Genomic DNA, 23,169 nt, shown 5'->3' on the forward strand with positions numbered 1-23,169 from the left:
CAACTTTATGGGGTCAGATCAACTCTTATTTGAGTTTAGCGTTTTGCTTTGGTTGTATGTAATGCAAATGTTTAATCGGCAATTTCAAAATGGTAGTTGATAGAACCCTTTTGTGTTTTCAAGTAAGACAGTTGAAACTTCCGTTACGGAAAGCTTCTTGATTGGAGCCATTTTCCTTATGGATTCCCCCATCATATTTGGATGGGTCATTTTCCGTGAAAATGGGCCTTCAAATGGCCAGGGACCATCTGTTTCAACCATCAATAGCTCGAGAGGAAAGACTTTGACAAGCTGTTGAATTTCTTGTTCATACACCACATCGGGAGTAATAGAAATATGATAGCCGTTTCTCGCCATTCGGTCTATTGTTTTCTGATCCCCTTTAAACCAATGAAAATGCGCTTTAGAAACAGAATATTTTTCGAGAAGGTCACAAACGACCGGTGCATCATCATAAACAGCATGAAGGACAATCGGTTTTCCCCATTTTTTAGCCATCTTGATAAACACTTCCAATACTTCAAGATAAGGAGCAATCGTAATTACCTGCTCTTGTCTTAAGTAGTATGGCAGCCCAACCTCCCCAACAGCGATCATTTCATCACGGTGGTCGTCCATCCAATTAAGCAGCACATTCAGTTCGTTTTCAGAAGGCAATGCTTGTTCTGGATGGTAGCCAAATGCAGGTTTTACCTTTTGATATTTTTGTGAAAGCAAAAGATTTCTTTTACTCGATTCCAAATGAAAGGATACAGAAATCATGGCCTCGATACGGGCAGAATCAAGTAAAAGCTTTTTTATTTCCTTATCATGATAGTGATCCATATGAATATGAGCGTCAATCATGTTCATTTGACTTCACCAACTAATTGGTAATATAAATCCCTTTTCCATTGAATAAAGCGATTATCGAGCAGAATACTTTCGTGCCGTGGCCTTTCAAATGGGACCTCTATGTTTGAAGCGACCTTTGCTGGCTTACCAGACAGCATCATCACTCGATCGGATAGAAACAATGCTTCCTCAATATTATGAGTAATGAATAGAATGGTCCTCCGATGTGATTCCCACATTTCCAATAGCCATTTCTGCATTTCAAATCGGGTTAGCTCATCCAAAGCCGAAAACGGCTCATCAAGACAGATCACCTCTTGCGGGCTCAATAACGCACGGATAAAAGCAGCCCGCTGCTTCATTCCTCCTGATAGCATGTGAGGATAGGCGTTTTCATAATCAGAGAGTCCTGCGATCGCCAGCATCTCTCGTGCTGAATTTACTTCTTTTTTTCCTTGAAGTTCTTGGCCGAGCAGGACATTTTCAAGGATCGTTCTCCACGGGAAAAGCGAAGAAGTTTGCGGCATATAGCTAATAAAACCACGCTTGCCATTAATGGTTTGACCGTCTAATCGGATTTCCCCTTCATCTGGTGAAAGAATACCCCCAATTAAATGAAAGATGGTGCTTTTTCCACTACCTGATGGGCCAATAATTGAAACAAATTCATTTTTTTTAATGGAAAAATCAAGGTTTTTTAGTACTTCATTTTGTCTGAAACGCTTCGAAACGTTTTGAAAACGGAGATAGCTCATTTGTTCTCATCCCCTTTCGGCTTCCAACGAACCACTCTTTGCTCTATAAAAACGATGAAAAAGAAAAATAAGAGGCTCAAGAACATGATCGTAAAAATAGCAACAAACACCCGGTCCGTTCGAAAAGACGACGATGCGAATGTCATAAAGACACCGATCCCCTGCTTAGCACCAAGCCATTCGGAAATAACGGCCCCCATTACGCTGTATGTTGCAGAGATCTTTAAGCCTGAAAAAATCGACGGCAACGAAAACGGCAGTTCCAATTTCCAAAAAAGCTGCGTTTTCGATGCACCTGCCATCATCATATAATGCTTCAACTCTGAAGGGGTTTGGCTAAATCCATCTAAAGCGGCCACAGTAATGGGAAAGAAACAAACCAGAGTGATCACAATCATTTTTGGTAATATTCCAAACCCAAACCAAATGACCAACAGTGGAGCAAGAACGATAATGGGAACATTTTGCGATAAAATCAACAATGGATAGAAGGAATCTTTTAAAACAGGAACTAGATGCAATAAAATGGCGGCCACCAGTCCAATGATTGCTCCAACCGCAAATCCAAGTAGTGAAATTTTAACCGTTGAAAACACATCTGGATAAAAATTAAGCCAACCATCCATGGCCTCTGCGAAAATCTTTGATGGCGGAGGAAGAAGCCATTCCGGCACTTCTGCTATATTAACGACCATTTCCCAAATGACAAACAAAAGGAGGAGAACCAAAATTGGTCTCCACCCTTTTACAAGATTCTTCCTCATCATCGATATTTCACCGTTAAGTCAGCCATAGAAATGCCTGTTGGCTGATAAAGAATCTTCACTTGTGAAATGACATTTTTGCTTCCCATTTCAATCATTCGTTCATTCATTTTTGAAATTACCGCAAATAATTCGTGAAGTTCGCCTTCCATTGTTGTTTCTAACGGGTGTACCTCATATTTCACACCAGATTCATCTATTACTTTAATGGCTTCATCAACGTACGGAATCACGTCTTCGCCATTCTTTGTTTTCGGGATTATTTGAATGCTGATTAAAGAATTCGCCATGTCTTTATCCCCCTATTGTTTTGGTAAAAACTCATTAGTAAATGCTTTTTTCGCATCTATTTTTTTGTCAAGAAGCTTATTTTCATACATCCATTGGGTATAATTTTCCCAAACCTCTTGCTTTTGAATCCCCCATGCCTTTGCATCATCCTGATATTTCGGCGATAACCATTCTTGACTTTTCTTAACAAGCTTTGGATCTAAATCCGGTGCTGCTTTCATCAGGATATCCGCAGCTTGATCAGGGTTTTTGATGGCAAATTGATACCCTTGTGCCGTGGCTTTTACGAATGCTTTAACCGTTTCAGGGTTCTGTTCGATCATTTTTTCGTTGGTCTCTAAAACGGGTGTATAGTAGTCCAGTTTGTCAGAGTAATCGGTTAAGTAAACCATATTAATCTTTTCATTACGAAGCTCTGCTTGAATACCAGTCCATCCATAGTAAATCCAAGCAAAATCGATGTCTCTTTTCACAGCCGTAAAAAAGTCGGTATCACCCATGTTCACAATTTTCACCTTATTGGCATTGGCATTTTCTTTGTTCATTAAAGAAGTGATAACAGATTTTTCGACTGGCGAACCCCATCCACCGTATGTTTTTCCTTCAAAATCTTTTGGTGATTGAATCTGTTTGGCAGCTGGTGAAGCGAAACCTGATGTATTGTGCTGAATCACAGCAGCGATGGATACTAGTGGCACCCCTTGTACACGTGCTTGGGTTATCGCTTCTTGGTAGCCAACACCAAATTGCGCCTTGCCAGAAGCTACTAGTTGGTCAGCACCCGACTCGCCCGGCATGATAATATCCACATCTAAGCCCTCTTTTTTAAAGAATCCTTTTTCTTTTGCTACGTATAATCCAGTATGATTGGTATTTGGCGTCCAATCTAGTACGATCGAAACCTTTTTAAGAGGCTGCTTTTTTCCTTTTGCGTTTTCCGTTTCTTTTTTACCGCTGCATCCCGTTATTAAAAAAACTGATAGGACTAGTACTAGCCATTTCTTCATCTTGAATCCCCCATATGTGAAATTAAAATCTAAAGTGAAACAAATCAAAATGGCTGGAACCTTAGTTGTAAGAAGGCAAAACCTTGTTTAAACAAAATAAAGCACCCAGGCTAAGAAACCTGAGTGCATATCAGCAAACAATTAATTGTTTAAGAATATGTTCCCTCCGCCGGTATTAACCAGATCAGGTTCCAAGGGTCATCGTCTCACGGACTAAATCTCAACCGGCAACACCGGTTCCCCCACATTTCATCGTATTCACTTATTTCTCTACCATTATATCAGTCATTGTAGTCAATGCCAACGTTTTTATATACAAGTTCCAGGGAAAGTGCCATGGGGACGGTTCTTCTGGTCTGAACTGACTTTATAAATACCATGAGAACCGTCCCCGTGGTCAAAACAAAAAAACGCTAAACTCAAATAAGATAAGAGTTTAGCGTTTTGAGCTTCTACCTATGTAATACCCACACAATTTCACTAGTTATGGCTGCTGCGTTCCCGCCCTGACCAAGTTCCTAGTTTCCTTGTTGGACTATAAATCCGCAGGTAGGACTCGAACCTACGACCAATCGGTTAACAGCCAATCGGACTACCACCTGGACTACTGCGGAACAATTATTTTAGTGGAAATGACGGGAGTTGAACCCGTGTGCAAAGATATTGGCACTTATACTTCTACGAGTGTAGTCAGTAAAATTAGTTTTCACCGACTTCTTTAGCCTACTGACAGGCATTGAAGCAGCTAGTCTGATTATTCTCTTCTTTCATCCTCAGACGGTGGAATTCAGCGTAGTCCACTTAGAGTGAGTCCCTTACCCTACCACATGGACGATGGAGGGTGGAACCGCTAACGGCTGTTATTAAGCAGCGAAAGCGAAGTTGTTTTCTTGTTTGCCAGCTATAGGCTTTATCGTTTTAACGAGGCCGAATCCCTCGACTCGCAATATAAGCTCAAACTATCCCTGTCGATACCAAGACATTCCCATATTATAATGGCAGAGAAGAAGGGATTTGAACCCTCGCGCCGGTTACCCGACCTACACCCTTAGCAGGGGCGCCTCTTCAGCCTCTTGAGTACTTCTCTGTAAAAAAAATTATCGTGAAGTTCCGTAAAGAACTTACACATGAACTATATCATCAAACTCAATTGGAAGACAACTGTAAATTTTGGTAGTTCAAAAGTCCTAATGGTTTCATTAGCTTTTACCGTAATCTTGTGAACCGGACATGTTCCTTTTTTACTAAGCTAATGAATTTCTCCCTTTCTATATCCATACTAATAATCATTTTGACATTTTTTTCATTGCTTAAGAAGCGTTTTACATTCTTGTTATTGTAAATAATATATCCGTATCTGTAATCCTGCTCTAATGAGGAAAACCATGCTTCTTCTGTTAATCTAATTATGTGTTTTTCGAACTTTGATTTCGGGGAAAAATCAGGAATGAAAAATCCAACTAATTCTAATGCGATGTCAATAACAATATCTATAAACAAGCTGGTCATTCACTCCTTTTAAGAATTGCCAACGCGCAATAGGGATGGTTTGTGGTCTGAACCAATCTTATTTAAACCGTTAGAACCGTCCCTGGGGTATTCCTTAAATGAGTAGCAAAAGAGTTTCCGTTCTACTCTTCCTTTTTCACCGATTAGATTAAACCAGTTTTGTCCGACATAAAATGGATTCGTTAGTATTTTATTCACGATTAAAGAAATACGGTCATTTTCTTCCTCAGGATTAAATTTAGTTTTAGAAGATAGGGCCAAGATAAAATAGTTTTTAAACTTATCTAATTCCAGTAGTTGAAGATGATACTTCTCACGCTGCTTTTGGTTGAAATCCAATAAGACTGTTTTAATACTATTTTCAACATCAATTTCAAATTTACTCGCATCTTTCCAGGTCGATAAACGAGAATTAAAAATGGACAGTGTTAGGATATAATATGCCTCATAATTCTTAGGATCAAAAACTTCATTAACTACTCGCTTTTCATCTTCCGGTTCAACAATAAACTTTTTATAGTCAGCAAAGAAATTTTCAATCATTCGTATACCTTCTTTCGAACTTTGATAGAATGTTGGATACTATTTCTCTAATCACAGATGAAATAAAATTAAATATATATTTATTCCTTTAATAAAACCAAAATTCCTGCTTATTTCTCCAAAAATCCTCATTATTCACGATTATTAATCGAAAAGTCCTATTACTTGCAGAGAATCCTGTCGTAAAAATGACTGGTTAGAAATAAGAAATTAAAAAGAGTCTACAATTTTTTGTAGACTCTTCACCCCGATTACTTCTTATACTTCGATAACTTGGATGATATGGATACAGACTGTTTTTCTGGTTTTTTAAGCTTTAAGTTGGATGCCCAGCTTATTTGGGACTCATATTTTTGTGAATGTTCTTTTATAACAAGATTCTGTAATCGTTCTTTGTTTTTTTCTAGAGATTCTTCCAGGGACTGCAGCCGACGAGTTGGGAAGTATAGCCCAGCAAGAATGGTTGTAATAGTGGGGTCATTATCTGATAGATAGGTCCCTTCAAATAATTGTAACGGTTCCCCAACCCTTTCAAAGATAGAAGGTACATTAATGAGCTTAGAAATATTTTCTGGTCCTTCATAGATGAGTCCTGCCCGAATGACACCTTGTGCTTCAACAGGGCAGAATATAGAATTTTCCCAGGAAGATTGCACTTTCGTCGAGACATCTGAACTGGTTTTCGCATCAGTAATAGCTGCGGAAGAAATGAGGGTAACTCCTCTAGTTCCAAGTATATTCAAAAGATCAGTTTCATCGAAGTTTCCGTAAAACGAACTCTTAGTTGTTATTTTCAAAAGATGGCTAATCGCCTCAATCGTTTGCCGATTGGCAGAGAGGTAAATCTCATGTTTACTTGATTGCGGCTTCATTTTTCGCATCTGATCATTGTCTACCAAGAAAACAGAAGAAATGGATTCAATTTTGGAAAGCTCTTCGATACACTCTGCCGTATTGATTCGATTCCCCGCTAATACGTTTCGTTCTGGAATAATGGCAATGGCACCCACTTTAACGCCAGGCAATTGGTCGATTAACAGGTCAATTAAAAGCGGGCTCATCCCAGACCCAGTACCGCCATCTGTTGAAAAAGCGACTAAGAGCAGCTTTATGTTCTTGAAGGAGCTACTTACAAAATCAATCATTTCTCGATAGTGTTCCTGAACCGCTCGTAATCCTAAGGATCGATCCTGCCCTGCACCATTATAACCCGGGACAAAATATTTCCTTTCCACCTTGGTATTTACCGCACCATCTCGTTGATTGGTATTAATCAGAGCTGCTTGAAAACCCAAGACGGAAGCTATTTCCGCCATATTTCCACCTGCTTGACCTACGCCTAAGATTCCAACCGATTTCATCTGAAACTCCTCCTTGTTATGCTGAAATAATTCCAATATTTATTGGTAGAAGAATTTTAATAAAATGAATGGTTTAGATAAAAGTATACCTTATAACATGTTTACTTTTTTGAAGGTCGGATTATGACTAAAAACCGTTTTTCATTGAAGCAGCTTACCAAAACACTTAACTCTCATTCTTTATGGAAAAAAATTCACTTGAATAGTTTGTACCCCTAACTTGGGGTCTCCCCCTATAGTATCGATTTCGCAATATTTTCAATGATGGTTTCTGCTTTTTGCAGATTAACCCTTGCAATCCGTATTTCTTTGTACCATCTTTCGATTGGCAAGTCACCAGCAAATCCGGAGCCTCCGTGAATTTGGAGTACATCATCAATTACTTTTGAAGCTGTCTCCGTTGCATGCAATTTTGCCATTTGCGCTGTAAGCTGCCAATCATGATCCTGTGTTCCTACTTTTTTGGCTGCTTCGCTCACCATTAATCTGGCTGCCTGCAAATTCAAGACTGCTTTTGCTAGCATCGTCCGGATTGTGGGAAATTCAGCAAGTGGTTTGCCCCGAGTAATACGTAGTTTAGCATACTGTTTCCCATATTCTAGCGCTTTTTCAGCAACACCTATACTTTTTGCACCGAGAAAAATAAGTGATTCTGACAGCCATTGTTCAACAAGTGTTTTTCCTTCCCCAACTGCCCCTATTCTTTTACTGTCCTGAAGGCAGAAATTTTCCAATGTAAAACTATGAGTGGTTTGAACATCAATCAAAACGGTTTCCTTCCATTCTAGTTGGTCAGAATCCAGTAAAAATAGCGTTGGCTGCAAATCACCGTTGGGTAACTGGCAATTAACTAGAATAGAACCAAAGGTTGATTGTGACATGTTTTGGATGTAGGTTTTATGACCGGTTAAAAACCACTCATTTCCGTCCTTTATGGCTGTCGTGCTCAAATTTTCAAGATGATTATCTTCATGCTCCTCCCATACTGCTACAAAACATCCCTTGCCCTGGCTTATGGCAGGTCTTATATACCTATCTATTTGCTCCGTTGTGCATTTTTCCAAAAATCTTGGAAATTCTCCGCCAAAGGCATCTGCAGCCGGATGATAGAGTCCAAGTCGGTGCTTCGCAGCTTCCTCAAGCAAAACCGCCCTTGCTGATAAAGATAATCCAGTTCCTCCCCATTCCCTTTTCGCATGTATGGCATGTAAACCAGCCTCCTTGGCCTTAGCCTGCAGGCGGTTCACCACTTCCACTGATAGCTCCTTTTCATACTTTTCGGGTGAGAGTTCTGCTGGCAGAACGTGTTCTTTGATGAACGACTGAACGGTCTTTTTTAGAATCGACAGGTCTTTATTTTCAATTAGTAAGTCAGTCACAATCATCACTCCTGATGACTTTTTTAGAAATATTTAAAAAGTCTTATCGCAAAAGCTGTTTTCTCTGAGCTTTTGCTGCTTGATTGAGCAAGTTTTGAATTCCAATATTTAATTTGCCAAAGCGTTCATCGGGTGCTTCGCCAATTTTCCAGCGATAATAAAGTTGCTGTAGGATGACGGCAATTTTGTAAAAAGCAAACGTTAAATAGTAATCAATATTGGAGATGTCACGTCCACTTTTCTTGGCATACAGTTCCAACATTTCTTTTCTGGAAAAGAAACCGGGATTGGTTGTCACAGAAGTCAAACCGCTTTCTTCCTCATCCGGAGCTGTCCAATAGGCAATGCTTGAAGCTAAATCAGTTAAAGGGTCGCCAAGGGTACTCAACTCCCAATCAAATACGCCGACAACTTCACCTGGGTCTTTGGCGGAAAACATCATATTGTTTAATTTAAAATCATTATGAACGATAGTTGGTGCGGGTGAAGGAGGAATATGGTCAATTAGCCACTTTTCTAATGTTTCAACCGAAGAAATATCATCTGTTTTCGAATGATGGAATCGTTTTATCCAGCCATGTACTTGCCGGCTTAAGTACCCGTCAGGATATCCGATATCTTGTAATCCGGCAGCTTTATAATCTACATCATGCAAATTGACCAGGGTATCCACGACTGCATTGGATACAAGCAAGCCAGTATCTTCACGGGCTATGAATTCTCTTGGCAGCGAATCATCAAGTACGACACCTTCTTTTTTCTCCATTACATAAAAGTGCCGTTCCATGATTCCTGTATCCTCACAGTAAAGGTATGGCTTTGGGGCCAAAGGGAAAACGTTATTTAATTTTTCAATGATTTCAAATTCTCTCTTCATATCATGAGCTTTTGGGGGTATGGCTCCAAACGGAGGTCTTCTTAAAACAGCCTGCCAATCTCCAATGGAGATTAAGTAAGTTAAGTTTGAATATCCAGCTGAAAATGGTTTGATTTTTATCGGTTCCTCACTCAGTACGGGGATTTCCTGCTTCAGATACTGCTCTACCCTTAACCAGTTCACTTCAGCCGTTTTATTTTGGAACTGCTGCTGGCTCATTCAATCTCCCCTTTGCTTGATACTCCTTTAATACTTGCCTGGCGACTACCATTCGATGGACCTCATCGGCGCCATCATAAATGCGGGCAGCCCGAGCTTCTCGGTAAAGACCTTCGAGCGGGGTGCTAGTTGTTAAACCGTATAATCCAAGTGTTTGAATGGCCCGATCAATCACATTGTTTAACACTTGTGCTCCATAAAACTTGATAAGGGATACTTCCTTGCGAGCTTCATCTCCCTGGTCCATTTTCCAAGCAGCGTGCAATGTCAGCAGTCTCGAAGCCTGTATTTCCGCTTCCGAATCAGCGATATAGTTTTGGATGATTTGCGAATCGGCGAGCGACTTTGTGCCGTCCTTTTTCGTTAAGGAATAAGAAATCATCTCATTTAAGGAGCGGCGGGCAACCCCTAACCAGCGCATAGCATGGGTAATCCGTCCAGGCCCTAATCGTAATTGCGCAAGCTTAAAGCCTTCTCCGCGTTTACCGAGGAGGTTTTTCTCCGGGATCCGGCAATTAGTAAAGCGGACTTCGCAGTGTCCTCCAACATAATGGTCACCCATTACTGGGACTTCACGAACGATTTCAAAGCCTGGATTATCAGTATCAACGATGAAAAGACTTGTCCGGTGGTATGGGTCTGCGTCAGGGTCGGTCACAACCATTGCGATCGTAAAAGCGGCCCCCTCTGCCCCTGTTGTGTACCATTTATGGGCATTAATCACCCATTCATCGCCATCTTTTACTGCGGTACCTTGAAGTGTTCGAGGGTCAGAACCTGAGACCTCCGGTTCTGTCATGGCAAAACAGGAACGGATATCATAGTTTTCCAGCGGGGTTAAGTATTTTTCCTTTTGTTCATCTGTTGCGGCATGGACCAAAATTTCACCATTTCCTGCATCAGGAGCCATCGAACCAAATACATACGGTCCAATCGGACTTTGCCCTATCACCTCAGACAGTAGTCCTAAGGAAACGAAACCCATGCCCATTCCCCCGAATTCCTTCGGCAAGTGACCTGCCCATAAGCCATTTTCCTTTACAATTTGCTGTAATGGTTTTAGGATTTGATTGGGTAACCCGCGATGTGGGACCATATATTTTTCATTAGGGAAAACATACTTTTCCATGATTTCTGTTGCTTTATTGAGCATTCTTCTTTGTTCGTCACTTTCTGTAAAATGGAACACCATCCATCACTCCTTTTCTGTTAATCATGTTTCATTCTCCAATACATCTTCATGGTTAGCTGATAACTACTCGGTCACAACAAGCATGTCAATATTGCAATCTCTTTAAGAATATGTTCAAGGCTGAAGAAAAATCTCAATAAATGTCAATAAAAATACTAGAAAGGTTATATATCTTTCTAGTATTAATACTGTCGGATTATCCAAAAGGAAGTAAAGGGGAAAAATCGATTTTATTTTCAATTAATCCTTGAAGGTCTTCCCTATCGAAAATATGAAATAGGCAACTACTTGTTTATTTCTTGCTTCATCTCTTCCTAATATAGCAACATTGGCTCCCCCCTTCTGCCAGTGCTAACGCGATTGCCCGGCCTAATCCCCTGTTTCCGCCAGTTACAATCGCCGTCTTGTTACTTAAATCAAATTTATCCATGCTCCGTTTCACTCCTATTATTCTTATTTTGTTTTCTATCTAAATTACATGCAAAAAATGTGCCAAACAGAAAAACCCCCATTTAAAGATGGGGGCATTGCGAGAAATAATTAAACTCATCTGCGAAAAGGTACTTCGCATGTTTATGGCTACTTTATTATGGAAAAACTTTGAACATAGAAGTGTAGTGTAGAAAGGATAAGATTTAATGGCTACTGAAACCAAAAATCCTAGTGATTTAGGTCAATCTGTCTATTTGACCCATAATCTATGGTCGGGCGTCCTGTTTGGATTAGGCCTAGTCGCCTTTATAGATGAAACGATTTTTCATCAACTATTGCATTGGCATCATTTCTATGACAAGTCAACAACTGCTATTGGGTTAGTCTCAGATGGCCTTTTTCATGCTTTTAGTTGGTTCGCAACAATTAGTTCATTATTTATGGTTGCAGATCTTCGCCGTAGAAATTCATTTTGGTTGAAAAGATGGTGGGGTGGAATGATGCTTGGGGGTGGTGGATTTCAGTTATACGATGGTACAATCCAGCACAAGTTAATGAGACTGCACCAAATTCGCTACGTAGAAAATGTTTTTATTTACGACTGGATATGGAACATAGCTGCAACTGTAATGGTCTTAATCGGCCTTCTAATCGTTTCTCGGACACGAAAAGAATCAAAGCTATTTAGAGGAAAAGTCATACATGAACCATAATCACATTCTTCATGGAAATGGAAACGCCTTGGAGTTAATATTGTCTTTACTGATTGTAATGATATTAATTATTTTTATCCTAGCTGCAGTTTTATCAAGTCGACATCATAAACGATGTCCATTTTATAGAACTGCCTTTTGGATTTCCGGAGTTCTTTGTGCGGCTGCAGCTGTCATCGGACCTTTAGCGAATCATGCTCATATTGATTTCAATGCCCACATGCTTGGTCACTTACTCCTTGGAATGCTTGCCCCAATTTTGATGGTATTGGCTGCCCCAATGACTCTTGTCCTGCGAACACTCAATGTGAAAACAGCCCGACGTCTTTCAAGCCTATTAAAGAGTTGGCCTGTACGAGCTCTTAGAGATCCTATTGTTGCAACCCTACTCAATTTTGGTGGGCTATGGATTCTCTATACGACGAACTTATACTTAGCGATGCATCAAAATATGCTTCTTTACTTATTCATTCACCTCCATGTTTTCATTGCAGGCTACCTTTTTACCATGTCGATGATTTATATTGACCCAACTCCACATAGGTCTAGTTTTACATACCGAGCAATTGTGTTAGTGATTGCTTTGGCAAGTCATGGGATTTTATCAAAATACATTTATGCTCAACCACCTGCTAGCGTACCAACAGCACAGGCTGAAAAAGGAGGCATGCTAATGTATTATGGTGGGGATGCAATTGATATTATTCTCATATTCATTTTTTGTATGCAATGGTTCAAAGCCAGCCGACCAAGAACAAAAGTACATGAATCAGTAGACTCTTAAACATTAAACTATTCGATGTACTGGAAAAATTTTTGTTGCAAAGAGAAAGCGGACTATTAAACAAAAACTAATTATTTAATACCAGTAAACTCAAGACTCCAAGGACCCGTAGGTAACTGGTAATATGGTATATTCCTCACCATGTAACTATTTCATTTTAGGATTAAAAGGTTTTAGTTTGTAACAAAATAATCACTTAATAACCAAAGTCTTCTCAAAGTTCATTTCAAAATAAAAAGCGATGCTTTTTTAAGCATCGCAACGTTTCAATAGATAAATTCCATCACAACTCATTTTCACTTGCATCTGGATTTACATCATTCAAAGGAAAACAAATCGTAAAACAAGTTCCTTGATTCAAACTACTATTCGCCTCAATGGTTCCTCCATGATCTTGAATGATTTTCTGAACAATGGAAAGCCCTAGTCCCGTTCCATCAGATTTCGTTGTATAGAATGGATTAAAGATTTTCTTCAGATCTGCCTCTTCAATACCTACACCCGTATCACGAACCTCAACAACCGCTTTGTTCTCAACTTTGAACAATCGAATCGTAATCGTTCCACTTTCCACCATAGATTGAATGGAATTGTTTATTAAATTGACAAACACCTGCACCATTTTATCGAAGTCCATCTGTATATTAATGTGAGGATTGTACTCCGTGTAAACGATTTTATGCCCAGACTGGCGAACTTTGGATTCGGTTAAGGACATCACTCTTTTTAGACACCCGTGGATGGAATGTGATTGGTATAAAGAAACATTTGGCTTTGAAAATTGGAGGAATTCAACCGTTAATTTATTCATTCTGCTAACTTCACTCATGATTAAATCATACCAAGGTTGTATATTATACTGATTCTCTTTGGAATGTTGCAGGAAACCTTGAATGATGGTCATAGGGTTTCTAATTTCATGCGCGAGTCCAGCCGCCATTTCACTTAAAAGATTTACTTTTTCCTTGTTCGAAAGCAATTCTTCCCGCTTCTTCTCTTCTTTGAGCGCATTTTTTTGCCTCTCCATTTCAATGATGTATTGAATAATCAGCAAGACAGCTAAAGAAGTTAAGAAATCCGATCCAACTGCAAGGATGCTATAGGAATTGACAGGAGTATACGAAATTCGTATCACGGTGTAAAAAGCAATCAACACAAAACCAAGTAAAATCCCCTTAAGGACACCTCTAATCTGAAATAAAAATTTACTAAGTAAAATGATATAAATAGAAAAACACCAATTCAACTGGCTTGTGAAATGAAACAATAGTAACGATATGATTTGAATTGCCGCTATATAAATAAGAAAGCGGGGATAAACTCTTTCCAGATAAATACTGGTGATAAAAATAACGCCTAATAAAATCAATAAAAAGTTGTTTTGGGATTTATCCAACGTGAACGAGGAAAAAATCACGAATATGACATAAATAGGCAAGACGATATGATACATTAAACGAAAAAACATTTGTTTCTCTCCGATTCATTTATCTACTGGTTATCCGTGTTAATTATACTCAGATTCCAAAAAAATATCTAAATCTATTATACCACTAAAAAAAGACCACCGTACCCGATGATCTTTTATACTCGTTTGGCTCCAATAAATCTTGGATGCCAATATGGGTTGTTTGTTGTTGTAATGATAACTCCTTTTGATGAAGAAGCCATAATCATTTTACCGTACCCGATATAAATGGCAACATGTGTTGGTTTGCTTGCCTTGGATGGGGCATAGAACAATAAATCACCTATCTTTAAAGAAGATACACGGTACCCATTTCCAGCGTACATTTGGGCCGCTGTACGGTAAAGTGTTCTTCCTGCTTTTCCATATGAATATTTAACAAGACCCGAGCAATCGAAACCGTAGGGCGACATTCCGCCCCATCGATAGGGTACTCCCATATTATTCTCTGCTATTTGAATGGCCTTTATATGATAATCGTAATAGGCAGCTTCTGCTTTATCACCCTTGTTGGCAAACAAAGATCCACAAGAAGCTAGAATGACAAATGCCACGATGAATTTCTTTAGCATGGTTGTTTCCTCCTAGTGTGATTTGGTAGTTTCAATATACTAGGAGGGTATAACAGGGGCATCACAGCCAATTTACAATTCCATTACAAAATAATTCTAATATAATATTGAAACACATGAAAATCTATAAAAAAGTCCTTACCGCTTATTTGCAGAAGGACTATAATGCTGATTTATAATTGTCTTTTTTCCCTTATTAATTCATCTCGATCGGATGCCATTGGAGGCTGCTCCAACCATCCATTTTTTATCATGATATTTGCTCCATCTTCAGCATACATTTGAATTTCTAAGGATAGCCTGTTATACATGGCACTAATATCTCCCCTTGGACTTTGACTGATAGATGTCCCGTAATACCCAACGCTCAAAGAAATCAAACCTGCGTTGTAGAACATCATCAGCTTATCAGAAAATGTATAGGTTGTACTATTTGTTATTTCTGAGTCCCACCCCATCGGTGCCGGGAGCTTACTTTCCTCTAACTTACTTCTAAATAATTTAATATGTTTATTCCCAATTTCTAAGCCTTTTAGAAATAATTGTTTTACATCTTTATCCTGTGCAACCTGACTAAATCCTGTAAGTGCAGCCACTCCCAAAGCATTTCTTTGGAGGTTGGCAAATAAATTATCTACTTCAGCTGCTATTAATGGTCTTTTCTCTCCAAACACATCTAACATAAACCATTGCTTTTTCACAAATTCAACCTTTTCTAAATTTGGCAAGCTAGGAGTTCGGATAAACAATCCTTTTGACAATAATAGTTCCGTTGAAAGCTTATATAACTGCATGGTTTCACTAAGGCAGTCCATGTAATAGGTTTTAATGTCCTCTCTTACAGAGGTTGCCACACCCGCAGCATATAATGTAAGCCCAACCTTAGACATTTGGTTGATAAAATTAAGGACAAAACTGTCAGAATAAAGTCTAGGAGCACCTAAATTAACATCCTCTTCAATATTAAAACCATATGGAACTACATTTTTTTCCTCTGTAAAGATGGATGTAACTTTATGTACATGTGATTTAGATAACTCTAAAGCAAATGCAATGATAGGTTTAATTTCCTCATCCTCAGCTTTTTCTAAAAAAAATGTAAGGAGACAAATGCTTGCGCTATCATTTAAGTATTGAGCCCAAAGGTTGGCCATTTCTCCAGCTGTTAGCCTAATCTGCTTTCCGATTTCCTCCATCAGGAACCTCCAAAAAAAGATATACTAAAAAATACCTTTCCCATAAAGTACCTGTAGTATGTATTCGTACGCTAGGTTGAATTAGTTTTCAAGTAAAAATTCAAAAGATCAGGGTATTCCTTTATTTCTTCCTTACCTTTATCACTTATTATATAGGTCCCTCGCTTGATTCTTTCAAACCAACCATAATAGTTTTTTACGAGAATAGATGAAGTTTTGTCTCCCGTTCCCATTTGTACTAAGTTTTTCGGGGATAACGGACCAAATTGCCTTAGGTAACCAGCAATCTGGATACAATTTTCTTTATAGGCTGTCATAATTTTGGTCCGATTGCTTCCGCCTACATTGAAATCTGCACTCCGCCCATTGATTTCCTTCAACACAGCTTCTCTCTTTCGCTTGCTTTGCCCCATGCTTTTACGGCGATCAAACACAACTGGATGGAGGATGACTTCTGCTTTTGCCCGTTTCCCTGGGCTCGAAACAACAATTAAGCCTAACTCTAGGCGTCTGATTAAGTGGCATTTATCTGCCCATCGTCTGGAATTTAACCGATACTTTGGTTTTGGAATCGCAATGTACACTTTATCCGTCAGCCGCTGACGTTTGGCAGCCTGTATAAGCAAATCCACACTTAACGTGAGCTTTAATTCGATTACAACTAACTCCTCACCTTTAACGGCAACCATATCACAGTCTTTCACTTCACCGTAAACCTCATATCCATCTCTTACGAAAAATGTCTGAATTGGTTTATACAGATCGATTTCTTGCAGCTTTTTTGTTTCCTTCAAACATTCTCACCATCCAATTCAAACCATATATGTTATTTAAGCCACTATTGAAAAAAATGATTTTCATTATAATAAATGTAACATAAATTCTTATTGGAAAAGGATGCTTATTTAATCAAAAAAAATCACTCGGTAAATTCTCCAAATAGCAGAATCATACCGAGTAATAATAGTAGTAGAGCCAAATTATTTTGGACGGTCTTCCAGGCGGTCGTACTGAACAGTGGGTCCGAGATGTTGATACTGCCCCATTGCCTCCTCTATCAGTAATTGGGCATCTAAGTTTGCCACTGAAGGAAGAATATCCAAATGACGATGCCCCATATTGCCATAGCTATAGACAAGCAGAAAATCGCTCGTCTCCCAAATTTCAAATCGAAACACATACCATTGGTTGGGCACACATAGAGAGTGACCTGATTTGAAGGTTTTTTCCCCCAAGCGGTGGTAGGCAAACTCAGCTTTCGCTCCGCTGTAAGATTTCCCCGCCTCATAAACTAATGGGTAATCTTTTGTATAAAGTTGTTCCAAGCCTTCTATAGTTGTAATCCCTGTCTCCCTCTTTGTCGCCACAATGATAGGAGTACGCTTTTTGGTTCCTAACTCATGATAATCGATGATATCACAGTCATCCCATTGGACATGTAGATTTGCTTGTTTCAGCGAATTTGCCCACTTCCCTACATCTGCAGGGTTTTCAAATCGCTCACAAGAAAGATAGGTTCCATCATCGGTTAACAAATCATCCACTGTTTGCAAATACAAACAGTCTCCATACGTTGGATTTTCCTTCAAGCAATCTAGCAGTGACCAATACTTTGGGATGAAAAGTGGTCCCATAATCTCATGGAAGGTTCGCACCGAAATAATAAGGTCAAATGAGTTTATTAAAAAACGCTCTTTTAATTCTAAAAAATCGATTTGATAAAAGCTCACATTAGTAATATCAAGCTGGTTAGCCAACTCTTGGGCACACCGGATTCCGTTCTCGGACTGATCGATTCCCACTATCTCTGCATCCGGGAAACTAGTCGCGTACCAGCAGGCCAACAATCCATTATCACATCCGATTTCCAAAATTCTCTTTGGCTTAAAGTGTTTTTGGCGGTTTATCCAGGTCAAGAAAGAATGATGAAAGGACTTCGTCCATGATTCCACAGCCAAGCTGAAGGGCAGTGTTTCATTCTTCACCTCATAAAGATTCCCCTGCTTTTTTCGGGATATGAGCGGTTCAAGATCCTCAGCCAAGACTGAATCTACTTCAGTGACGTGCTTCCAAAAGCCACGCTTGCTTTTACATTCCTTGATTCCGAGTGTCTTATAATAGGCTGAAATACTTGGTTTCCTTTGTTTTGTCTCGATTGGCATGGTATATCTCCAGTTTTGTTAAATTATTACTATATATTAGGACTTGGTCCTAAATATGTAAGACTTATTATAAAGGTTATTTGCTAATTTTTCAAAAAATTTTTCCTCTTTGTAAGGCGGTATAGCTGTCTGATCAACAAGTAGAAAAATTGGTTTTTAACCCCTACTGAACCATTTTTCCTTCTGTAGCCCATAAATGTATCTAAATGCGGATATTTAACCAGGTAACAAAAAATTGGAGTAACGCTTTTCTATTTACCTGCAAGGAAAAATAGGTCCGCGTACTCCAATTTAGTAATCTTTGTTTTTAAACTATAAATCAATGATTGTTATGCAATGCGTTTGTTGTCAATCCTATGACGCGAATTTTCTTAACAAAATAATCATTTATAAAAATCTCTACTGTGTTGGAATATTTGTCAATAATCACTCTATTTATACTCCATATTTTTCCCAATCCTTGTATACAGTGCATATTTTCCAGTCCGGGTTTTCTGCCTTCTCTAAGAAAAATACGAGCAGAAACAGTTCCGTTTGCTGGATAATGTCCGAGCTCTACTACTTCATCACATAGTGTAGGCAATTGACCAAGGAGTCTTACAGTGATAAAGTCGTCAGTTCTAATTGCATTAGCGTCAATAAGCATAAAATTTTTCTCCTCGTATTAATTAAATAATTTAACTGGAGTTATTATATGTATTCACCTATGACATGTTACCTAAGGTAACTTCCCGCAACCCCTTATAATTGAATCAGTCTTTTACCACTTTAACAGAAGTTTGTCCAATTCACGTACTTGATCATATGCTCTTAATAATTGTACTGGTACGAATGTTCTTCCATGTTCCCAAGCATTCTCTTCTACTTCCACTAAGAGCTGTTTCTTTTCTTCTTCTTTACCATAAATGAGCGTTTTTAAAACTAGTGGATTTTTCCTAAATTCTAAATAATAACCAAGCTGATGATAAAGAATTATTTTCGCAAAGTTTTCATCAGTTTCTTTTACTTTAAAGTTAATTTTAGCATTATAGCCGTTAATCTGTATGTAGTTAAACTTTATTGTATTTGTCGAAACGTTATAACTCATTGGTGAAGTGAGTTTATCGCTGAATTCAACATTTATTTTTAGTTTAAGCTCTTTTAATGTATCGGTAATTATCTTCTCAATATCCCATATAAAAAGCATTTACCTTTATCCTTCCTAACAAGCATGAAAACCTTATCTTGATTCAACTATAAGACCCTCACTATAAGTTGTTTTTATTTTTTTAACAATAAAATACCCGGCATAATCTAACAAGAGCCATTTATCATAATTTGATATTGAACTTCCTCTTTTTAGAATGATAGTAAGCTTCTAAGAGTTGTCATCATTACTACATATGAAGAAACTGATTGGGTAAACTATAAATCACGAAAATCACAGAAAGGAGGAAAAAGCTGTGATACGGAAACTTATTGCCTTTTTCCTATTCGCCAGTTTTCTTTTCGCCGGCGGTCTTCACACTGACGGCCAACCTCCTCCGGATCCCGTCGAGATGGGGATGAAAGAAGGTTTTTATGAAGGAATCCGTTCAGGGCTTGAAGACCGGCATAATTTCAGGATTTCCCGTGCTTGGCAGCAGGTACCACCTTCTAAGTTGATCTTGGACAACAAAAAGGAGATAGCTCGGCCCCTTATAAAAATAGGACTTCTCCGCCAAGTGTACCTATTTTATTCCTCAGAGGAGAAATTCAACGCCTACCTTCATGCCCATCCAGAAATGAATGCGGTACAGGCGGCCCAGCGGATACTCGGTCAAAGGTTTGTGAGGGCGTACGAAAGAAGCTTCCGACAAGGTTATGAGAAATCACTCACTGCTTCACCTGAAAAGGCGGCAAACTACGCAACATTATTGAGGATGAAAAATAGATAATGGAAAAACAAATGTTCTACAATATGCACCATTTCGTATACTGGGACAAAACGAGCCGATTGATATCTAGTTAAAATCTACCGGTCTAGAGAGCTTGTAAACAGATCTAAAGAAAGAATAAATCACTTCAGATGATTTTGAATGAACAATAGTTTTTGAATCTGGCTTTTCAATATTTAAGGATAAAGTGACATCATCATCGCTTGGTAAATTAGGATCATAGATATTGATGGACAGATTGTTATCATTTAAGTCATACCCATATGCAAGTACTTGATGATGTTTTCTAATCTGAAATGGATTAAGAGATTTTCCTCTAATTAATCCAATGGGAGAAAGTTTTCCGTTGTCAAGATCATTTTTTATTCCCGGCCATTCTTTTTTCATCATTCTCCATGTCCTACCGTGCGGTGCCATTCCAATTTTACTAAAGGTTGTTTCATGATCCGGTAGAAAAGGATTCATTAGTACCATATATTTCATAAGACCAAATGGCAAATGAAAGCTTTCTATCTGCCGATTAACGATATAATCAAAAAATGGACCAGAGGAAGGTGCAGTAGAATCGGACGGGATTGGCATTTTAGCCTCGAAGTAATCGATGACAGCATAAATCATTCCGCCACAAAGACCATATGAAGCATCACCGATTCTGATCTGCCTTCCGAAAACATCGATTATCTTTAATGGAACTTGTGGAAAGCTGTTTCCAAATTTAAAAGCGGATGTACTGGGCAGAAACCCTGTTATGTTTGCCATAGTGACTTCCCCCTATTTCATCAAACCTCTCGATTAAAAAAACAAGGTTCATAAAATAAATATGTTTATTAAAAGCCACTCATTCATTCAATGGCTGGCTGCCCGCCTTTATTAAGTATTTTTTTCTGAATCCTTGACCATCATTTTAAATAACCTAAACAATATATGCTAAAATATGTGAAAACGTTCACAAAAAAGTATGGTAATCGCTTACAAAATCATATATAATTATATTAAAATTACAACTTGAGAGGTGAAACCGTATGAAAGAGTATATTTTTCTACTAGAAGAACCGGTGGGTACTAGAGAAATCAAAATCATAGCATCAGGAATGACAGATGCCTTCAAAAAGGCAAAGGCATTTCGAAAAAATATCATCCAAGATACTAAATTAAAAGTCAATATGATCTTAAAAGGTATTAAATATAATGATTAACCTTAAATAACAATATATTGAAAGGAAAAATCCTAAACTTTATGTTCTTATTAAGATTAATAGCAGAAAAATAAAGGAGAACACATTTGCGTATTATTGAAATGTGTTCTCCTTTAAATTTATATTTTTAGATACTGGGTTTCTTTACTGAGCAATGGTCATTGGATATTGGTATACGCAGTGAAGCTTTTCGTACCAACACAAAATAAGAAAGGAAAGCTAGAAAACTTGAGAAAAAGATGATGACGCCCATAGGAACGCCTGTATACGCCCCTGCTATTCCCACAAGTGGAGCCGTTAATGAGCCAAGTACAAATGGCAATAAACCTAATAATGCAGAGGCACTTCCCGCAATATGTCCTTGCGTTTCAATCGCTAAAGCGAAAGATGTGGTTCCAATAATACTGATTGAACCTACAAAAAAGAAAATCGGGACTGCGACGGCGAAAAGCGGAGCTTTTAGTAACAGAGCAACAAGTAAACATGCGCCAGCTATTGTAGAGATGGCTAACCCTATCTTTAAGAATGTCCTCTCCGAAATAATGTCTGCCAAGCGGCCTACCAACTGACTTCCAATAATTAATGCTATTCCATTTGTCCCAAATAATAAACTAAATTGCTGCGGTGTGACTTCGTAAATATTCTGATAGACAAACGGAATCCCAGATACATAGGCAAAGATCCCTGCAACTGTAAAACCTTGCGTTAATGCGTACCCCATGAACGATCGATCTTTGAATAATGAACCAAAGTTGTTCATGATTTGTGGTAAATTGCTTGGGACACGGTTTTCTTCTGAAAGCGTTTCTTCTAACTTTAAAGCAACAGTAAAGAGCAACACCGCACCTATAATGGCCAAAGCTAGGAAAACCCCATGCCAATTGGTAAAAGCAAGAATCCCCCCTCCAGCAATCGGTGCCACGATCGGCCCGAGGTTACCCACTAACACCATCATCGTAAAAAACTTGGTTAGTTCCCTTCCACTAAATAGATCCCGAACAATCGCTCTAGAGATCACAAGTCCACCTGCAGCTGCAAAGCCCTGGACTAATCGAGCAATGATAAGGAAATAGATATTGGGCGCCAACGCACATGTTATAGAAGCAAGTAAGTACAAGGTGATAAAGATGAGCAAGGGTTGTCGGCGACCTTTCACATCACTTAAAGGACCAATAACCAATTGCCCTAATCCCAATCCTAATAAACAGGAAGTTAAACTAATTTGTACGAGTGAAGCAGTCGTATGAAAATCGTTTACAATCGTCGGAAAGGACGGTAAATACGTATCGATTGTAAAAGGTCCTAATAGTCCAAGAGATCCAAGAAGGATTGCAAGTTGTATTCGTTTTTTTCCACTAGGTTTATTCAATGTCCATCGCCTTTCTAAAAAGAAGTATTTTTTCCTTATTGCATTTATTTCGATATCCAAAATAATAAATTTTATTATATCGTGAAACATGCTCAAAGGTAAACAATTAAATTGCATGGAAACGATTTCAATTTTCGAACATATGTGACACGAGAGGACTGTATTCATGCTCTATTAAGAGACCCCAATTCACATTGGAATTGGGGTCTCTTAATGAGTGTCATAAACAAGCTAGCGATATAATGGATTATTCAAGAAATAGATTAGCACCCCATAGGGAGGTTTTTACTTGTTTAAGAGAGGATAAATGTGTATAAGTAATTACATAATTAATAAATTACTTGAGGTGAATACGCATTGGATTTTAATTCAGAGTCAGACCAACAATTAGAAAATGCTTTTGACGAAGAAAATATAGAAAGAGATTACCCTACTAGGCAAGAAGCAAAAAGAGAGCGAGACCAAAGAGGATATACACAATTGTTTACGGCGAGGAAAAAGAAACAGTCTGTGGAAGATGGCAAACCGGGAATATTCTCGCTATTCAAGTTCCTTTCGTCAAATAAGAAAAAGAAAGTGGAGATGTTCTGGGTAAAACTAGTCTTAAAACTTTTTGTAGTAGCAGCTGTT

The 23,169-nt window shown here is 38.5% G+C and carries 26 protein-coding genes, 2 tRNA genes, 2 other RNA genes and 1 riboswitch; of the genes, 5 read left to right on the forward strand and 25 right to left on the reverse strand.

Translation table 11 applies throughout. The features are described 5' to 3' along the window. Positions 1-84 precede the first annotated feature (84 nt). The 16 genes from ABES02_RS28715 to ABES02_RS28790 all read right to left on the reverse strand — a co-directional run bounded on the left by ABES02_RS28715 (position 85) and on the right by ABES02_RS28790 (position 11,161). The gene (locus ABES02_RS28715; RefSeq protein ID WP_430141277.1) at positions 85-852 is read right to left on the reverse strand and encodes a TatD family hydrolase; all 768 of its coding nucleotides are present in this window, start codon (positions 850-852) and stop codon (positions 85-87) included. Next, a complete protein-coding gene (locus ABES02_RS28720) occupies positions 849-1,589 on the reverse strand; it encodes an ABC transporter ATP-binding protein (RefSeq protein ID WP_430141279.1) in 741 nt (246 codons plus the stop codon). Before ABES02_RS28720 ends, ABES02_RS28715 begins: the two co-directional genes overlap by 4 nt. After that, positions 1,586-2,353: an ABC transporter permease gene (locus ABES02_RS28725; protein ID WP_430141322.1), complete on the reverse strand. Its 768-nt coding sequence runs from the start codon at positions 2,351-2,353 to the stop codon at positions 1,586-1,588. The genes ABES02_RS28720 and ABES02_RS28725 overlap by 4 nt, the downstream gene beginning before the upstream one ends. Continuing rightward, positions 2,353-2,643 carry a thiamine-binding protein gene (locus ABES02_RS28730; protein WP_430141281.1) on the reverse strand — a complete coding sequence of 97 codons (291 nt, stop codon included), beginning with the start codon at positions 2,641-2,643 and terminating at the stop codon, positions 2,353-2,355. The genes ABES02_RS28725 and ABES02_RS28730 overlap by 1 nt, the downstream gene beginning before the upstream one ends. Before the next feature lie 12 nt (positions 2,644-2,655). Next, positions 2,656-3,651 carry an ABC transporter substrate-binding protein gene (locus ABES02_RS28735; protein WP_430141283.1) on the reverse strand — a complete coding sequence of 332 codons (996 nt, stop codon included), beginning with the start codon at positions 3,649-3,651 and terminating at the stop codon, positions 2,656-2,658. A 144-nt stretch (positions 3,652-3,795) separates the two neighbouring features. Next, positions 3,796-3,905, reverse strand: a riboswitch (TPP riboswitch). Between the two features lie 196 nt (positions 3,906-4,101). Then, positions 4,102-4,195, reverse strand: an RNA gene (ffs, locus tag ABES02_RS28740) — signal recognition particle sRNA small type. Further along, a tRNA-Asn gene (locus ABES02_RS28745) sits at positions 4,193-4,265 on the reverse strand. Before ABES02_RS28745 ends, ffs begins: the two co-directional genes overlap by 3 nt. A 10-nt stretch (positions 4,266-4,275) precedes the next feature. Continuing rightward, positions 4,276-4,638: a transfer-messenger RNA gene (gene ssrA / locus ABES02_RS28750) on the reverse strand. A 9-nt stretch (positions 4,639-4,647) separates the two neighbouring features. Beyond that, positions 4,648-4,738, reverse strand: a tRNA-Ser gene (locus ABES02_RS28755). 119 nt (positions 4,739-4,857) lie between these two features. Further along, a complete protein-coding gene (locus ABES02_RS28760; RefSeq protein ID WP_430141285.1) occupies positions 4,858-5,151 on the reverse strand; it encodes a hypothetical protein in 294 nt (97 codons plus the stop codon). Positions 5,152-5,169: 18 nt separating this feature from the next. Continuing rightward, on the reverse strand, positions 5,170-5,703 hold the full coding sequence (locus ABES02_RS28765) for a hypothetical protein (RefSeq protein WP_430141287.1): 534 nt from the start codon (positions 5,701-5,703) through the stop codon (positions 5,170-5,172). Positions 5,704-5,954: 251 nt separating this feature from the next. Further along, on the reverse strand, positions 5,955-7,064 hold the full coding sequence (locus tag ABES02_RS28770) for a tubulin-like doman-containing protein (RefSeq protein ID WP_430141288.1): 1,110 nt from the start codon (positions 7,062-7,064) through the stop codon (positions 5,955-5,957). Positions 7,065-7,297: 233 nt separating this feature from the next. Beyond that, positions 7,298-8,443: an acyl-CoA dehydrogenase family protein gene (locus ABES02_RS28775; RefSeq protein WP_430141290.1), complete on the reverse strand. Its 1,146-nt coding sequence runs from the start codon at positions 8,441-8,443 to the stop codon at positions 7,298-7,300. Positions 8,444-8,486: 43 nt separating this feature from the next. Further along, the gene (locus ABES02_RS28780) at positions 8,487-9,539 is read right to left on the reverse strand and encodes a phosphotransferase family protein (RefSeq protein WP_430141292.1); all 1,053 of its coding nucleotides are present in this window, start codon (positions 9,537-9,539) and stop codon (positions 8,487-8,489) included. Then, positions 9,514-10,731, reverse strand: a complete 1,218-nt coding sequence (locus ABES02_RS28785) for an acyl-CoA dehydrogenase family protein (protein WP_430141294.1) — start codon at positions 10,729-10,731, stop codon at positions 9,514-9,516. The genes ABES02_RS28780 and ABES02_RS28785 overlap by 26 nt, the downstream gene beginning before the upstream one ends. A 304-nt stretch (positions 10,732-11,035) precedes the next feature. Further along, on the reverse strand, positions 11,036-11,161 hold the full coding sequence (locus ABES02_RS28790; RefSeq protein ID WP_430141296.1) for a hypothetical protein: 126 nt from the start codon (positions 11,159-11,161) through the stop codon (positions 11,036-11,038). 208 nt (positions 11,162-11,369) lie between these two features. Between ABES02_RS28790 and ABES02_RS28795 the strand changes: the two genes are divergently transcribed. Both ABES02_RS28795 and ABES02_RS28800 read left to right on the forward strand, forming a co-directional pair. Further along, positions 11,370-11,876 carry a DUF2243 domain-containing protein gene (locus tag ABES02_RS28795; protein WP_430141297.1) on the forward strand — a complete coding sequence of 169 codons (507 nt, stop codon included), beginning with the start codon at positions 11,370-11,372 and terminating at the stop codon, positions 11,874-11,876. Further along, a complete protein-coding gene (locus tag ABES02_RS28800) occupies positions 11,866-12,660 on the forward strand; it encodes a cytochrome c oxidase assembly protein (RefSeq protein ID WP_430141298.1) in 795 nt (264 codons plus the stop codon). Before ABES02_RS28795 ends, ABES02_RS28800 begins: the two co-directional genes overlap by 11 nt. 283 nt (positions 12,661-12,943) lie before the next feature. On the opposite strand, the gene ABES02_RS28805 is transcribed toward ABES02_RS28800, so the two are convergent. The 7 genes from ABES02_RS28805 to ABES02_RS28835 form a co-directional block, all read right to left on the reverse strand. After that, entirely contained in the window at positions 12,944-14,128 is a 1,185-nt protein-coding gene (locus tag ABES02_RS28805; RefSeq protein WP_430141300.1) for a two-component system sensor histidine kinase NtrB, read from the reverse strand. A 116-nt stretch (positions 14,129-14,244) separates the two neighbouring features. Further along, complete coding sequence (locus ABES02_RS28810) at positions 14,245-14,700, reverse strand: C40 family peptidase (protein WP_430141302.1); 456 nt, start codon at positions 14,698-14,700, stop codon at positions 14,245-14,247. 173 nt (positions 14,701-14,873) lie between these two features. Further along, the gene (locus ABES02_RS28815) at positions 14,874-15,896 is read right to left on the reverse strand and encodes a DUF3231 family protein (protein WP_430141303.1); all 1,023 of its coding nucleotides are present in this window, start codon (positions 15,894-15,896) and stop codon (positions 14,874-14,876) included. A gap of 71 nt (positions 15,897-15,967) precedes the next feature. Next, positions 15,968-16,690, reverse strand: a complete 723-nt coding sequence (locus tag ABES02_RS28820; protein WP_430141305.1) for a DUF2161 domain-containing phosphodiesterase — start codon at positions 16,688-16,690, stop codon at positions 15,968-15,970. A 186-nt stretch (positions 16,691-16,876) separates the two neighbouring features. Then, positions 16,877-18,058, reverse strand: coding sequence for a methyltransferase domain-containing protein (locus ABES02_RS28825; protein WP_430141306.1), 1,182 nt, complete (start codon positions 18,056-18,058; stop codon positions 16,877-16,879). A gap of 319 nt (positions 18,059-18,377) precedes the next feature. Next, positions 18,378-18,704 (reverse strand): hypothetical protein, encoded by a 327-nt coding sequence (locus tag ABES02_RS28830; protein ID WP_430141308.1) that lies wholly within the window; start codon positions 18,702-18,704, stop codon positions 18,378-18,380. 114 nt (positions 18,705-18,818) lie between these two features. Continuing rightward, entirely contained in the window at positions 18,819-19,244 is a 426-nt protein-coding gene (locus tag ABES02_RS28835) for a hypothetical protein (RefSeq protein ID WP_430141309.1), read from the reverse strand. A 256-nt stretch (positions 19,245-19,500) separates the two neighbouring features. On the opposite strand from ABES02_RS28835, the gene ABES02_RS28840 reads away from it, so the two are divergent. Next, positions 19,501-19,974 carry a hypothetical protein gene (locus tag ABES02_RS28840; RefSeq protein ID WP_430141311.1) on the forward strand — a complete coding sequence of 158 codons (474 nt, stop codon included), beginning with the start codon at positions 19,501-19,503 and terminating at the stop codon, positions 19,972-19,974. A gap of 66 nt (positions 19,975-20,040) precedes the next feature. Here the strand turns inward: ABES02_RS28840 and ABES02_RS28845 are convergent, their stop codons facing one another. Continuing rightward, positions 20,041-20,733 carry a hypothetical protein gene (locus ABES02_RS28845; protein ID WP_430141312.1) on the reverse strand — a complete coding sequence of 231 codons (693 nt, stop codon included), beginning with the start codon at positions 20,731-20,733 and terminating at the stop codon, positions 20,041-20,043. A 263-nt stretch (positions 20,734-20,996) separates the two neighbouring features. On the opposite strand from ABES02_RS28845, the gene ABES02_RS28850 reads away from it, so the two are divergent. Next, entirely contained in the window at positions 20,997-21,170 is a 174-nt protein-coding gene (locus ABES02_RS28850) for a hypothetical protein (protein ID WP_430141314.1), read from the forward strand. 127 nt (positions 21,171-21,297) lie between these two features. Here the strand turns inward: ABES02_RS28850 and ABES02_RS28855 are convergent, their stop codons facing one another. Beyond that, positions 21,298-22,539 carry a Bcr/CflA family multidrug efflux MFS transporter gene (locus tag ABES02_RS28855; protein WP_430141317.1) on the reverse strand — a complete coding sequence of 414 codons (1,242 nt, stop codon included), beginning with the start codon at positions 22,537-22,539 and terminating at the stop codon, positions 21,298-21,300. Positions 22,540-22,896: 357 nt separating this feature from the next. Between ABES02_RS28855 and ABES02_RS28860 the strand changes: the two genes are divergently transcribed. Then, positions 22,897-23,169, forward strand: a 273-nt coding sequence (locus ABES02_RS28860) for a hypothetical protein (protein ID WP_430141319.1), incomplete at its 3' end; no start/stop codon positions are given.

Origin of the sequence: Neobacillus pocheonensis, from assembly GCF_050477905.1 — a bacterium.
Classification (GTDB): Bacteria; Bacillota; Bacilli; order Bacillales; family Cytobacillaceae; genus Neobacillus; species Neobacillus pocheonensis_A.

Coding starts and splice junctions, on each gene's coding strand:
- ABES02_RS28715 (WP_430141277.1), bottom strand. CDS start 852: ATGAACATGATTGACGCTCATATTCATATGGATCACTATCATGATAAG.
- ABES02_RS28720 (WP_430141279.1), bottom strand. CDS start 1,589: ATGAGCTATCTCCGTTTTCAAAACGTTTCGAAGCGTTTCAGACAAAAT.
- ABES02_RS28725 (WP_430141322.1), bottom strand. CDS start 2,353: ATGAGGAAGAATCTTGTAAAAGGGTGGAGACCAATTTTGGTTCTCCTC.
- ABES02_RS28730 (WP_430141281.1), bottom strand. CDS start 2,643: ATGGCGAATTCTTTAATCAGCATTCAAATAATCCCGAAAACAAAGAAT.
- ABES02_RS28735 (WP_430141283.1), bottom strand. CDS start 3,651: ATGAAGAAATGGCTAGTACTAGTCCTATCAGTTTTTTTAATAACGGGA.
- ABES02_RS28765 (WP_430141287.1), bottom strand. CDS start 5,703: ATGATTGAAAATTTCTTTGCTGACTATAAAAAGTTTATTGTTGAACCG.
- ABES02_RS28770 (WP_430141288.1), bottom strand. CDS start 7,064: ATGAAATCGGTTGGAATCTTAGGCGTAGGTCAAGCAGGTGGAAATATG.
- ABES02_RS28780 (WP_430141292.1), bottom strand. CDS start 9,539: ATGAGCCAGCAGCAGTTCCAAAATAAAACGGCTGAAGTGAACTGGTTA.
- ABES02_RS28785 (WP_430141294.1), bottom strand. CDS start 10,731: ATGGTGTTCCATTTTACAGAAAGTGACGAACAAAGAAGAATGCTCAAT.
- ABES02_RS28790 (WP_430141296.1), bottom strand. CDS start 11,161: ATGGATAAATTTGATTTAAGTAACAAGACGGCGATTGTAACTGGCGGA.
- ABES02_RS28795 (WP_430141297.1), top strand. CDS start 11,370: ATGGCTACTGAAACCAAAAATCCTAGTGATTTAGGTCAATCTGTCTAT.
- ABES02_RS28800 (WP_430141298.1), top strand. CDS start 11,866: ATGAACCATAATCACATTCTTCATGGAAATGGAAACGCCTTGGAGTTA.
- ABES02_RS28805 (WP_430141300.1), bottom strand. CDS start 14,128: ATGTTTTTTCGTTTAATGTATCATATCGTCTTGCCTATTTATGTCATA.
- ABES02_RS28810 (WP_430141302.1), bottom strand. CDS start 14,700: ATGCTAAAGAAATTCATCGTGGCATTTGTCATTCTAGCTTCTTGTGGA.
- ABES02_RS28815 (WP_430141303.1), bottom strand. CDS start 15,896: ATGGAGGAAATCGGAAAGCAGATTAGGCTAACAGCTGGAGAAATGGCC.
- ABES02_RS28825 (WP_430141306.1), bottom strand. CDS start 18,058: ATGCCAATCGAGACAAAACAAAGGAAACCAAGTATTTCAGCCTATTAT.
- ABES02_RS28830 (WP_430141308.1), bottom strand. CDS start 18,704: ATGCTTATTGACGCTAATGCAATTAGAACTGACGACTTTATCACTGTA.
- ABES02_RS28835 (WP_430141309.1), bottom strand. CDS start 19,244: ATGCTTTTTATATGGGATATTGAGAAGATAATTACCGATACATTAAAA.
- ABES02_RS28845 (WP_430141312.1), bottom strand. CDS start 20,733: ATGGCAAACATAACAGGGTTTCTGCCCAGTACATCCGCTTTTAAATTT.
- ABES02_RS28850 (WP_430141314.1), top strand. CDS start 20,997: ATGAAAGAGTATATTTTTCTACTAGAAGAACCGGTGGGTACTAGAGAA.